Below are 12607 nucleotides of genomic sequence, written 5' to 3' on the forward strand. Positions count from 1 at the left end.
GCTCCTCAGTTTCTACCTTCTTTCAATCTTCTCGGTGCTGAAAACCGAACTTTTTGAACTCGCAATGATAGAATTCAGAGATCGATGCCAATATTTCGCAAGTCAGCAACAGGATGCATGCGTTGACACGACATAGCCCTTGTGATAAAGTGTTTAGGTAGGCCTGCAAACGGGTTCTTTTTTTGTTTGGCCGAAGTATTGGTGATGGAATCAATAAACTTGACTATAGAGTTTCGCGATTCGTATTTTTTAGCAGTTCGGGAGGTGTAATTCAATGCGGGTAATCATCACGTTGGCATGCACAAACTGCAAACAAAGAAACTATGCGACAACCAAGAACAAACGTAATCACCCCGACCGCATCGAGTTGAAGAAGTTTTGCAAGTTCTGTAACGAGCAGACTCCTCATCGCGAGACGAGATAGTCCATTGGAGGTGTAACCGTGACATTTTTGGCCAAACTGAAGCAAGGCTTTGGAACGACGTTTAGTTTTTTTGCCGACAGCTGGGCGGAACTGAAGAAGGTTCGCTGGCCAAGTCGTAAGGAGTTGACGAGCTATTCCATCGTCGTCTTGCTGACAGTTGTCGCTGTGACGATTTACTTCTGGCTTCTTGACATCGGAATCTCTGAATTGGTTCAACTCATTGTCTAATAAGGGACCAAAGGTGGATTTGTGATGGAAAAAAGATGGTATGTCGTACACACTTACTCCGGCTACGAGAACAAGGTGAAAGCCAACTTGGAGCGCCGGGTTGAATCGATGGGCATGGAAGACAAGATCTTTCGCGTGCTCGTTCCTATGGAAGACGAAGTGGTAGAAAAGGACGGAAAGAAGAAAACCGTCCAACGCAAGGTCTACCCTGGCTACGTTCTCGTAGAGATGGTTCAAACCGACGATTCGTGGTACGTTGTTCGCAATACGCCGGGAGTAACGGGATTTGTAGGTTCGACGGGCTCCGGTTCCAAGCCGACTCCTCTGCTGCCTGACGAAGTGGATCAGATTCTGAAACACATGGGCATGGAAGAGCCGAAGCCGAAGATCGAATTCGATCTAAAGGAAACGGTTCGCGTCAAAGTTGGTCCTTTTGCGGACTTTGTCGGATCGGTAGAAGAAATTTTGCTGGACAAGGCGAAGCTGAAGGTTCACGTCAACATGTTTGGCAGGGAAACCCCGCTTGAGCTGGATTACACTCAGGTGGAGAAGATATAATTATCCGGTTTCCGGAGCATACTCGCTGACGCGGGTTTGTATATCAGGGCAAGGAGGTGTGAATCATGGCAAAAAAGGTCATCAAGATGGTCAAACTGCAAGTTCCTGCAGGCAAAGCGAATCCGGCTCCTCCAATCGGTCCGGCACTGGGTCAAGCAGGCGTTAACATCATGGCGTTCTGTAAAGAATTCAACGCTCGCACAGCGGATCAAGCAGGTCTGATTATTCCAGTCGTGATCACGGTATTCGAGGACCGTTCCTTCACATTCGAGACGAAGACTCCACCGGCAGCAGTATTGCTTCGCGTGGCAGCTGGTATCGAGAAGGGTTCCGGCGAACCGAACAAGAAAAAAGTCGCAACTGTGAAACGTGACAAAGTTCGCGAAATCGCAGAAACGAAGATGCAGGATCTGAACGCAGCTTCCGTTGAGGCGGCAATGCGTATGGTTGAAGGTACTGCCCGCAGCATGGGTATCTCCATCGCCGACTAATGGGGGAAACGTCCATCGGGACGGGAAGCCCAAGGTGTCTTCGAAGACGCCGACGCTTGGCGAAGCATAAGCTTCGCGAGGTGGGAGGATCGGTCCCAGGAGGCCGTTCCGTTATAACCACAAAGGAGGACAATTTCAATGGCTAAACACGGCAAGAAATATGCAGAAGCAGCCAAGCTGATCGACAGCGAAGCCACTTACGAGCCGGCTGAAGCAATCGAGCTTGTAAAGAAAACGGCAACAGCCAAGTTCGACGAATCCGTCGAAGTGGCCGTTCGTCTGGGTGTAGACCCACGTAAACAAGACCAAGCGGTACGCGGCGTTGTCGTACTTCCGCATGGCACAGGCAAAACAAAACGCGTTCTCGTTTTCGCCAAAGGCGAAAAAGTGAAAGAAGCGGAAGCTGCAGGCGCTGACTATGTCGGCGACGCAGACATGATCAACAAAATCCAACAAGGCTGGTTCGAATTCGACGTCTGCGTAGCAACGCCGGACATGATGGCTGAAGTTGGTAAGCTCGGTCGTATCCTGGGCGGTAAGGGCCTCATGCCTAACCCGAAAGCAGGTACAGTAACGTTCGACGTTGCCAAGGCCGTTCAAGAAATCAAAGCAGGTAAGATCGAGTACCGTCTGGACAAAGCGGGTCAAATCCACGCTCCAATCGGCAAAGTATCGTTCGACGCTGAAAAGCTGAACGAAAACCTGAAAGCTCTGATCGACGCTCTGGTGCGCGCTAAACCGGCTGCCGCCAAAGGCGTTTACCTGAAAAACATCGCCGTTTCCTCCACGATGGGCCCTGGCGCTCGCGTATCAACTGCTAGCTACCGCTAAGCAAGAGGGAAACGACACTAAATTCGAATACGCATACCGTAGACAGTAGGTGTCCGGAAGGACTTAATTTCCTACCGAGGTGTTATGATAATACGTTAATGAAGTCGCGGCCTGCCGCATGTACTTAATAACGACATCATGGCCTTCGCAGTGTCTGCGAAGGCCTTTTCTCATGCACCCAAGGAGAAGGAAATTTATCGTATCACGGCATGTAAAATTTAACGGGAGGTGTACAGTTTGGCTAACGCTAAGATCATCCAAGAGAAACAAGAAGCGGTTGCGGTTGTCGCGTCGAAGCTCACTTCGAGCTCCAGCACGGTTATCGCCGACTATCGCGGATTGAACGTCGCGCAAGTAACTGAACTGCGTAAGCAACTCCGCGAAGCGGGCGTTGACTTCCAGGTTCTGAAAAACTCGATCGTTCGTCGCGCCACGGAAGGTACAGAACTGACGTCGCTGAACGACATTCTTACAGGTCCTACGGCAGTAGCATTCAGCGGCGAAGACGCTGTTGCTCCGGCCAAGATTCTTAACAACTTTGCCAAAAAGAACGATGCCCTGAAATTAAAAGGCGGCATTGTAGAAGGTAAAGTCGTTAGCGCTGAAGAAATCAAGGCGCTTGCAGAGCTTCCTTCCCGCGAAGGCTTGCTCTCCATGCTCCTCAGCGTGCTTCAAGCTCCAATGCGCAACTTCGCGCTTGCGGTTAAAGCAGTTGGAGAAAAACAAGAAGCTAGCGCGTAAGCAAAGCTTCTGCCCCGGCAAGACCGATGCCGCCTGACAGGTCAGGCATCATAACTAGCAATACAACAACCAAAACTAAACCATTCGGAGGTATATACCATGTCTAAAGAGCAAATCTTGGAAGCCATTAAAGGTATGACAGTTCTTGAACTGAACGATCTCGTGAAAGCAATCGAAGAAGAATTCGGCGTAACTGCTGCAGCTCCAGTAGCAGTAGTAGCTGGCGGCGGCGCTGCTGAAGCTGCTGCTCAAACTGAATTCGACGTTATCCTGACAAGCGCTGGCGCTTCGAAGATCAACGTAATCAAAGTTGTTCGCGAAATCACGGGTCTTGGCCTGAAAGAAGCTAAAGAGCTGGTTGATGGCGCTCCTAAAGCTATCAAAGAAAAAATCGGCGAAGACGAAGCTAACGGTATCAAAGCTAAGCTTGAAGAAGCTGGCGCTGCCGTTGAAGTTAAGTAATATCGCTTCTCGATAACCTGCAGCGGGATGATCGTCTGACGAAAAACCCGCTGGCGAACCCCTTGATACCGTGAGGTAACAAGGGGTTCCTTGCATGTTGCCGAGTTATGAGGATAAGGAGGCGGCGGAACATGTCGAATCACTATTATTCCAAAGCGCCGGAGGCGAAACATAATCGCCAAACCGTCGAGACGCTTCTAAGGGGACGTAAGCTGAAGTTTACGACAGATGCAGGCGTGTTCTCCAAGACGGGCGTCGATTATGGCAGTAAAGTGTTGATTGATGCCATGGAGCTGTCGGAGAGCGACCGAGTGCTCGATATCGGCTGCGGCTATGGGCCCATCGGGCTTAGCGCAGCAGGACTAGTCCCGCGAGGGTCGGTAACAATGGTCGATATTAATGAGAGAGCAGTAGAACTTGCGAAGGAGAATGCTGCGCTCAACGAGATTAGCAATGTGCAGATTATGCAAAGCGATCTCTATGAGTCCGTATCCGAGAGAGAGTTCGACGCCATTTTGACAAACCCGCCGATTCGTGCAGGGAAGGTGGTTGTCCACCGGATTTTTGAAGAAGGACATGCTTTTTTGAAAAAGGGCGGCAGCTTGTGGGTCGTCATTCAGAAAAAGCAAGGGGCCCCATCCGCGCTGGAGAAGCTGGAGCAATTGTACGAGGAAGTGGTCGAAGTGACCAAAGACAAGGGATACCGGATTTTTCGAGCCAAAAAATAGAAATACCCGATTTTTGATCAAATGTCAATGTTTTTTTGTTTGAAACGTTGGAAATGAATTGACTTGACAATTTGGATATGGTAATATTATAAAATGTCAGTATAAAATTGCTGTAATTCTCTTTAGTTAACTAAAATGTCAAGTGCAATTTTCCGTGGTGAATGCATACTTTTGGAGCATTTGACGTATAATGTTTACATTTTGGGCAAAATACTTGATATGGGACCTGCGCGGTCAGCCGCGTCAGGCAAACTGCCGGAAACATGCTCTTTTTTCGAACCTATTCGATAAGGGCTTTTCTTTATTTATCTGTATGGGCGGCTGCCGCCGCCTAAGAGAGTAACGCAGTAGTATCGATGCTGTGAGACAGACACGAGGGGTGAGGTTAAGTTGGCAGGACAACTTGTTCAGTATGGTCGGCGTGCTAGAAGAAGCTACGCTAGGATCAGCGAGGTGCTGGAAGTCCCGAACCTGATTGAAATCCAACAAAAATCGTACGAGAAATTTTTGGACAGCGATTTAATCGAATTGTTCCAGGATATCTCTCCGATTTCGGACTTTACGGGCAATCTTTCACTGGAATTTATCGACTATAGCTTAGGCGAGCCGAAGTATTCGGTGGATGAGTCGAAGGAACGCGACGTAACTTACGCGGCTCCGCTGCGCGTAAAAGTAAGGCTGTTCAATAAGGAGACGGGCGAGGTTAAGGAGCAAGAAGTATTCATGGGCGATTTCCCGCTTATGACCGAGACCGGCACATTCATTATTAACGGCGCAGAACGCGTTATCGTCAGCCAATTGGTTCGTTCCCCGAGTGTGTACTTCAGCACGAAGGTAGATAAGAACGGCAAGAAGACGTACACGGCGACGGTTATTCCGAACCGTGGCGCTTGGCTGGAACTGGAAACGGATGCCAAGGACATCATCTACGTTCGTATCGACCGGACCCGGAAAATTCCGGTAACGGTACTTTTGCGCGCGCTTGGGTTTGGCACTGACGCCGAAATTTTGGATTTGCTCGGACATGACGAGTACATCCGCAACACGCTGGACAAAGACAGCACGGATTCCACGGAGAAAGCGCTGATCGAGATTTATGAGCGTCTTCGTCCGGGCGAGCCGCCTACTTTGGACAACGCGAAGAGCTTGCTTGTCGCTCGTTTCTTCGATCCCAAACGATATGACTTGGCCAATGTTGGCCGTTACAAAATAAACAAGAAGCTGCACATCAAGAACCGTCTGTTCAATCAGCGTCTAGCTGAGAACCTCGTTGATCCGTCTACCGGCGAGATCATCGCGGAATCCGGCCAGATGATTGACCGTCGCCTTCTTGACGAAATTCTCGAAAAGCTCGAGACCGACGTGGGTTTCAAAACGTACCATGTCGCTAACGGCGTTCTGGATGCGGATAGTATTCCACTCCAAGCCATCAGCGTATTCTCGCCGCTCGACGAAAATAAGGTAATCAAAGTTATCGCGAACGGTATAATCGATAAATCCGTCAAACATATTACGTCTGCGGATATTATTTCGTCGATTAACTACTTCATTAACTTGCTGCACGGCGTCGGCAGCACGGACGATATCGATCACCTGGGCAATCGTCGTCTGCGCTCCGTAGGCGAGCTGCTGCAGAACCAATTCCGAATTGGTCTATCCCGTATGGAACGCGTTGTCCGCGAGAGAATGTCGATTCAGGACGCCAACGCGATCACGCCGCAGGCGCTGATCAACATTCGTCCCGTTATCGCATCCATCAAGGAGTTTTTCGGTTCGTCCCAGCTGTCCCAGTTCATGGACCAGACGAATCCGCTTGCCGAGCTTACGCATAAGCGCCGTCTGTCCGCTCTGGGCCCCGGCGGTCTGACGCGGGAGCGCGCAGGCTTCGAAGTTCGTGACGTCCATCACTCGCATTATGGCCGGATGTGTCCGATCGAGACGCCTGAGGGACCGAACATCGGTTTGATCAACTCTTTGTCGACGTTCGCCCGCATTAACGAATACGGCTTTATCGAAGCGCCGTATCGCTGGGTGGATCCCAAGACGGGTATCGTGACGGATCAGATCGCTTATTTGACGGCAGACGAAGAGGATAACTACGTTATCGCGCAAGCGAACGCGGAGCTCACTCCGGATAACAAGTTCGCCGAGTCGCAGACGATTGTCCGTTACAATAAACAAGCCGATAACATTTTGACTATGCCAAGCGACCGCGTCGACTATATGGACGTATCGCCTAAGCAGGTCGTGTCGGTTGCGACGGCGCTCATTCCGTTCCTTGAAAATGACGACTCCAACCGCGCGCTTATGGGTTCCAACATGCAACGGCAGGCTGTACCGCTGCTCATTCCTAAAGCTCCATTCGTGGGCACTGGCATGGAGCATAAGGGTGCGAAAGACTCCGGCGTATGTATCGTGTCGAAATACGATGGCGTCATTGAACGTGCGTCCGCCAACGAAATTTGGCTTCGCCGCGTCGAGATGATCGATGGCAAGCCGGTGAACGGAGATCTCGTGAAGCATAAGCTTCACAAGTTTATGCGTTCCAACCAGGGCACATGCATCAATCAGCGTCCGCTGGTCCGCAAAGGCGATATCATCAAGAAGGGTGATATCATGGCGGATGGTCCTTCCACGGAGATGGGCGAACTCGCGCTTGGCCGCAACGTTGTCGTTGCGTTTATGACGTGGGAAGGCTACAACTACGAGGATGCCATCTTGCTTAGCGAGAAGCTGGTTAAGGAAGACGTATACACGTCCATTCATATCGAAGAATACGAATCCGAAGCCCGCGATACGAAGCTGGGTCCGGAAGAGATTACACGCGACATCCCGAACGTCGGCGAAGAGGCGCTTCGCAATCTCGACGAGCGCGGTATTATCCGCGTCGGCGCCGAGATCGGCGCAGGCGACATTTTGGTCGGCAAGGTTACTCCGAAGGGCGTTACTGAGCTGACGGCCGAAGAGAGATTGCTTCATGCCATCTTCGGAGAAAAAGCGCGCGAGGTTCGCGACACTTCGCTTCGCGTACCGCATGGTACCGACGGCATCGTCGTGGATGTAAAAGTATTTACCCGCGAAAACGGCGATGAACTGCCTCCAGGCGTTAACCAGCTCGTTCGCGCTTATATCGCTCAGAAGCGTAAGATCTCCGAAGGCGACAAGATGGCCGGACGTCACGGTAACAAAGGGGTTATCGCACGTATCATGCCGGAAGAAGATATGCCGTTCCTGCCGGACGGAACGCCTGTAGAGGTCGTTCTGAATCCGCTCGGCGTTCCTTCCCGGATGAACATCGGTCAAGCGCTGGAGGTTCACCTTGGCATGGCGTGCAAGCATCTGGGCATTCATGCCGCTACTCCTGTATTCGACGGCGCGAACGAAGAAGACGTCTTCGATACGATGGAAGAAGCAGGCATGCAGCGGAACGGTAAGACGGTTCTGTACGATGGACGTACAGGCGAATCGTTCGAACGCGAAGTAACGGTTGGCGTCATGTACATGATCAAGCTCGCGCACATGGTCGACGACAAGATCCATGCCCGTTCCACGGGTCCATACTCCCTCGTTACGCAACAGCCGCTGGGCGGTAAAGCCCAGTTCGGCGGACAGCGCTTCGGCGAGATGGAAGTTTGGGCGCTCGAGGCTTATGGCGCTGCTTATACGCTTCAAGAAATTCTTACCGTCAAGTCCGATGACGTGGTCGGCCGCGTGAAGACGTACGAGTCGATCGTCAAGGGCGAGAACGTGCCGGAGCCTGGCGTTCCAGAATCGTTTAAAGTTTTGATCAAAGAGCTTCAGAGCTTGGGTATGGACGTTAAAATCCTGTCCGAAAATGAAGAAGAGATCGAAATGAAAGAAATCGACGACGAGGATGAGGGTACGGGCGACAAGCTGAACCTCAATCTGGAAGGCGCCGAAGCAGGAGCCGAATAAGCTTTATCGACCGCATAAGAATTTACAGGTTTCCGATCATGTCGGAAATCTGAAATTCTTATTGGCGATAAAACCTGTCTCGTGCTTACCTAGCGGCTTTGCTTTGCAAAGCAGGAGGTCGCACATCTTCGAATTGGCCTCGATAGAGGTTTTCTCAATAGACACCGTCATACATGACGAAGGAGGGTTGCTCCTTGTTGGACGTGAACAACTTCGAGTATATGAAAATAGGTCTGGCTTCGCCGGATAAAATTCGCTCGTGGTCCCGCGGAGAAGTCAAGAAGCCGGAAACCATTAACTACAGAACGTTGAAACCCGAGAAGGAAGGTCTCTTCTGCGAGAAGATCTTCGGTCCGACCAAGGACTGGGAGTGCCATTGCGGCAAATATAAGCGGGTTCGTTACAAGGGCGTTGTCTGCGATCGCTGCGGCGTCGAAGTAACTCGCGCCAAAGTTCGCCGCGAGCGGATGGGTCATATTGAATTGGCCGCTCCCGTCTCCCATATCTGGTATTTTAAAGGCATTCCGAGCCGCATGGGGCTTGCACTAGATATGTCCCCGCGTTCGCTGGAGGAGATTATCTACTTTGCATCCTATGTCGTAACGGATCCAGGGGATACGCCTCTCGAAAAGAAACAGCTCCTGTCCGAGAAGGAATACCGCAGCTACCGTGAGAAATACGGCTACGGCTTCCAGGCCGGCATGGGCGCCGAAGCGGTCAAGAAGCTGCTTCAGGATATCGACGTAGAGCGTGAGCTCGAGCAGTTGAAGGAAGATCTTCGTACAGCTCAAGGGCAGCGTCGTAACCGCGCTATCAAGCGTCTCGAAGTTATCGAAGCTTTCCGCAACTCCGGCAACGAGCCGGAATGGATGATTCTAGACGTGCTCCCGGTTATCCCGCCGGAGCTTCGTCCGATGGTACAGCTGGACGGCGGCCGCTTTGCGACCTCCGACTTGAACGATCTGTATCGCCGCGTAATCAACCGGAACAACCGTCTTAAGCGTCTGCTTGATCTCGGCGCGCCGGACATTATCGTACAGAACGAAAAACGCATGCTTCAGGAAGCGGTTGACGCCCTGATCGATAACGGACGTCGCGGACGTCCGGTAACGGGTCCCGGCAACCGTCCGCTGAAATCCCTCAGTCACATGCTGAAGGGTAAGCAAGGACGTTTCCGTCAGAACCTTTTGGGTAAACGGGTTGACTATTCCGGTCGTTCCGTTATCGTCGTAGGTCCAAACCTTAAGATGTTCCAATGCGGTCTTCCTAAGGAAATGGCACTGGAGCTGTTCAAGCCGTTCGTGATGAAGGAGCTTGTAAACAAAGGCCTTGCCCATAATATCAAGAGCGCGAAACGTAAAGTCGAACGCGTAAGCCCTGAGGTATGGGATGTTCTCGAAGAAGTAATTAAAGAACATCCGGTTCTCCTGAACCGTGCCCCCACGCTGCACAGACTCGGCATTCAAGCATTCGAGCCGATTCTTGTCGAGGGACGCGCGATCAAGCTGCATCCGCTCGTATGTACGGCTTACAACGCCGACTTCGACGGTGACCAGATGGCCGTTCACGTACCGCTCTCCGCGGAAGCGCAAGCGGAAGCGCGCCTGCTTATGCTGGCGTCCGGCAACATCCTTAACCCTAAGGACGGCAAACCGGTCGTCACGCCTTCCCAGGATATGGTGCTTGGCAGCTTCTATCTGACGATGGACAACAAGGAAGCCAAAGGCTCCGGATCCGTCTTCGCGACGGTCAACGAAGCGATCTCCTCGTACCAACGTGGTATCGTATCGCTGCATGCGCGTATTTTCATCCCGGTGAAAGTGCTCAACAAGAAAAACTTTACGGAGAAACAGCAAGCTTCTCTAATGGCTACTACGGTAGGTAAAGTGATCTTTAACGAAATCTTCCCCGAAGATTTCCCATATATCAACGAAGCGACGAAAGTAAACCTTCTGCAAGGTACGCCTGACAAGTACTTTGTGTACGAGAAGGGTTCGGACTTGACGAAGTTTGTCGATGAGATCGCAACAGCTGGCGCGGTAGGCAAAGACTTCCTCGGCACGATCATTGCAGAATGCTTCCGTCAGTACCATACAACCTTGACTGCGGTTATTCTTGACCGCATCAAGCAGCTGGGCTTCACTTATTCCACCAAAGCGGGCATTACGATCGGCGTATCCGACGTTATTGTTCCGAAGGAAAAAGCGGAGATCATGAAGGCTTCCGACGAGAAGGTCGCTACCGTTATGAATCAGTACCGCCGCGGTCTGATTACGAACGAAGAGCGTTATGACCGGATCATCAGCATCTGGAGCAAATGCAAGGATGAGATTACGGAAGTCCTCATGAAATCGATGGATCGTTACAACAACATCATGCTCATGGTCGACTCCAAAGCACGGGGTAACAAATCCCAGATTACACAGCTCGGCGGCATGCGTGGTCTGATGGCGAATCCATCCGGCCGTATCATCGAGTTGCCGATCAAATCGAACTTCCGCGAAGGTCTGACCGTCCTCGAGTACTTCATCTCGACGCACGGAGCACGGAAAGGTCTTGCCGATACGGCTCTTCGTACGGCCGACTCCGGTTACCTGACTCGCCGTCTCGTAGACGTTGCGCAGGACGTTATCGTTCGCGAAGACGATTGCGGCACGGACAAAGGGTTTACCGTTAGCAAGATCCAGGACGGCAAAGAAGTCATCGAGGACCTGTACGACCGTATCGAAGGGCGTTACGCATTCGAGACGATTCGTCATCCGAAGACTGGCGAAATTATCGTCAACCGCAGCGAACTGATCGACTCCGGCAAAGCAGATGCGATTATCGATGCGGGCGTAGAGAAACTTCAAATCCGTTCCGTACTAAGCTGCCGCGCGCGTCATGGCGTCTGCAAAATCTGCTACGGCCGTAACCTGGCAACCGGCAAGCACGTTGAGATCGGCGAAGCGGTAGGCATTATCGCGGCGCAATCCATCGGCGAACCGGGAACACAGCTGACGATGCGTACATTCCATACCGGCGGCGTTGCCGGCGACGATATTACGCAAGGTCTCCCGCGTATCCAGGAGCTCTTTGAGGCGCGTAATCCGAAAGGTCAAGCGATTATCTCCGAGCTCGACGGCGTTATCAAGGAAATTCGCGAGGCGAAGGACCGCAGAGAGATCGAAGTGCAAGGCGAAGCCGAGACAAAGGTGTACGCTGTGACATACGGCTCGCGTATTCGCGTAACGGAAGGACAGCACATCGAAGCAGGCGACGAATTGACCGACGGTTCCATCGATCCGAAGGATATGCTGCGCATTAAGGGTATCCGTGGCGTTCAGAACTATATCCTGCAGGAAGTACAGCGCGTATACCGGAACCAGGGCGTTGAGATCAACGACAAACACGTCGAGGTTATGATCAAGCAAATGCTCCGGAAGATCCGTATCGTGGACGCTGGAGGTACGACACTGCTGCCAGGCGCGTTCGTAGACATTCACGAATACGAGTCCGCTAACCGCGAAGCGATTTTCGCTGACAAGGAGCCTGCGGTTGCGAAGCCCGTACTGCTTGGTATTACGAAGGCGTCGCTGGAGACGGATTCGTTCCTGTCCGCGGCATCGTTCCAAGAGACGACTCGCGTATTGACCGACGCTGCTATTAAAGGCAAAGTCGACCAGTTGCTCGGCCTGAAGGAGAATGTTATCATCGGCAAGCTGATCCCGGCTGGTACGGGTATGCAACGCTACCGCAACATTCGCTTTGCCGGGTTGGAAGACGAAATTGTCGAAGGCATGGAGCTTGAAGAAGCTGCTGAAGCTGTAGTGGTTGAATAATGATTAAGGATCAGCACAGATGTGTTGATCTCAACAGAAACGATGCTTTTCCCTTGAGGGGAAGGTGTCGTTTCTTTTTTTTTTGCATGCGAAAAAGAGTCGAAAAAATAGATAAAAATTTTTTTATAAAACCTACAACTACTTGCGTCTTACAGGTGTTTATAGGATGAAGGTACATGCGCGATAGGAGAGGGATCCATGTTGTCGAATAGCCACGAAATCGACGAAGTGCTTGAATACATCAGAATTAAATTTGAGGTTCCACATGGAGACGTTGAGCTTGAGCTTGAGCTGGCCGGCATTCGGGCAGAGCTCGAGAAGCTGCAAAAAAAATCGGTGATTATACAAGCGAATTTTGGATAGCCTGTACCTGCTCCGGTCGTAACA

At 51.5% G+C, this 12607-nt stretch carries 11 protein-coding genes and 1 other annotated feature; all 11 genes read left to right on the plus strand.

The features are described from left to right. Positions 1–274 precede the first annotated feature (274 nt). The 11 genes from rpmG (at position 275) to PAT3040_RS36795 (ending at position 12583) form a co-directional block, all read left to right on the plus strand. A complete protein-coding gene (gene rpmG, locus PAT3040_RS05620) occupies positions 275–424 on the plus strand; it encodes a 50S ribosomal protein L33 (protein WP_082967189.1) in 150 nt (49 codons plus the stop codon). 18 nt (positions 425–442) lie between these two features. After that, on the plus strand, positions 443–652 hold the full coding sequence (gene secE, locus PAT3040_RS05625) for a preprotein translocase subunit SecE (RefSeq protein ID WP_087570293.1): 210 nt from the start codon (positions 443–445) through the stop codon (positions 650–652). A 24-nt stretch (positions 653–676) separates the two neighbouring features. Beyond that, positions 677–1210 carry a transcription termination/antitermination protein NusG gene (gene nusG, locus PAT3040_RS05630; protein ID WP_087570294.1) on the plus strand — a complete coding sequence of 178 codons (534 nt, stop codon included), beginning with the start codon at positions 677–679 and terminating at the stop codon, positions 1208–1210. A 65-nt stretch (positions 1211–1275) separates the two neighbouring features. Further along, complete coding sequence (gene rplK, locus PAT3040_RS05635; protein WP_087570295.1) at positions 1276–1701, plus strand: 50S ribosomal protein L11; 426 nt, start codon at positions 1276–1278, stop codon at positions 1699–1701. 138 nt (positions 1702–1839) lie between these two features. After that, positions 1840–2532, plus strand: a complete 693-nt coding sequence (rplA, locus tag PAT3040_RS05640; protein WP_087570296.1) for a 50S ribosomal protein L1 — start codon at positions 1840–1842, stop codon at positions 2530–2532. 18 nt (positions 2533–2550) lie between these two features. Further along, positions 2551–2712, plus strand: a sequence feature (ribosomal protein L10 leader region). Positions 2713–2769: 57 nt separating this feature from the next. After that, entirely contained in the window at positions 2770–3273 is a 504-nt protein-coding gene (gene rplJ / locus PAT3040_RS05645) for a 50S ribosomal protein L10 (RefSeq protein WP_108991864.1), read from the plus strand. A 99-nt stretch (positions 3274–3372) separates the two neighbouring features. Beyond that, positions 3373–3735, plus strand: coding sequence for a 50S ribosomal protein L7/L12 (gene rplL, locus PAT3040_RS05650; RefSeq protein ID WP_087570298.1), 363 nt, complete (start codon positions 3373–3375; stop codon positions 3733–3735). A gap of 131 nt (positions 3736–3866) precedes the next feature. Then, on the plus strand, positions 3867–4463 hold the full coding sequence (locus tag PAT3040_RS05655) for a class I SAM-dependent methyltransferase (RefSeq protein ID WP_108991865.1): 597 nt from the start codon (positions 3867–3869) through the stop codon (positions 4461–4463). 390 nt (positions 4464–4853) lie between these two features. Continuing rightward, positions 4854–8399 (plus strand): DNA-directed RNA polymerase subunit beta, encoded by a 3546-nt coding sequence (gene rpoB, locus PAT3040_RS05660; protein WP_087570300.1) that lies wholly within the window; start codon positions 4854–4856, stop codon positions 8397–8399. A 194-nt stretch (positions 8400–8593) separates the two neighbouring features. Next, a complete protein-coding gene (rpoC, locus tag PAT3040_RS05665) occupies positions 8594–12220 on the plus strand; it encodes a DNA-directed RNA polymerase subunit beta' (RefSeq protein ID WP_087570301.1) in 3627 nt (1208 codons plus the stop codon). Positions 12221–12418: 198 nt separating this feature from the next. After that, positions 12419–12583 (plus strand): hypothetical protein, encoded by a 165-nt coding sequence (locus PAT3040_RS36795; protein ID WP_179215758.1) that lies wholly within the window; start codon positions 12419–12421, stop codon positions 12581–12583. The last annotated feature ends 24 nt before the right edge of the window (positions 12584–12607 follow it).

This window comes from Paenibacillus agaridevorans (assembly GCF_003112455.1).
Lineage (GTDB): Bacteria > Bacillota > Bacilli > Paenibacillales > Paenibacillaceae > Pristimantibacillus > Pristimantibacillus agaridevorans.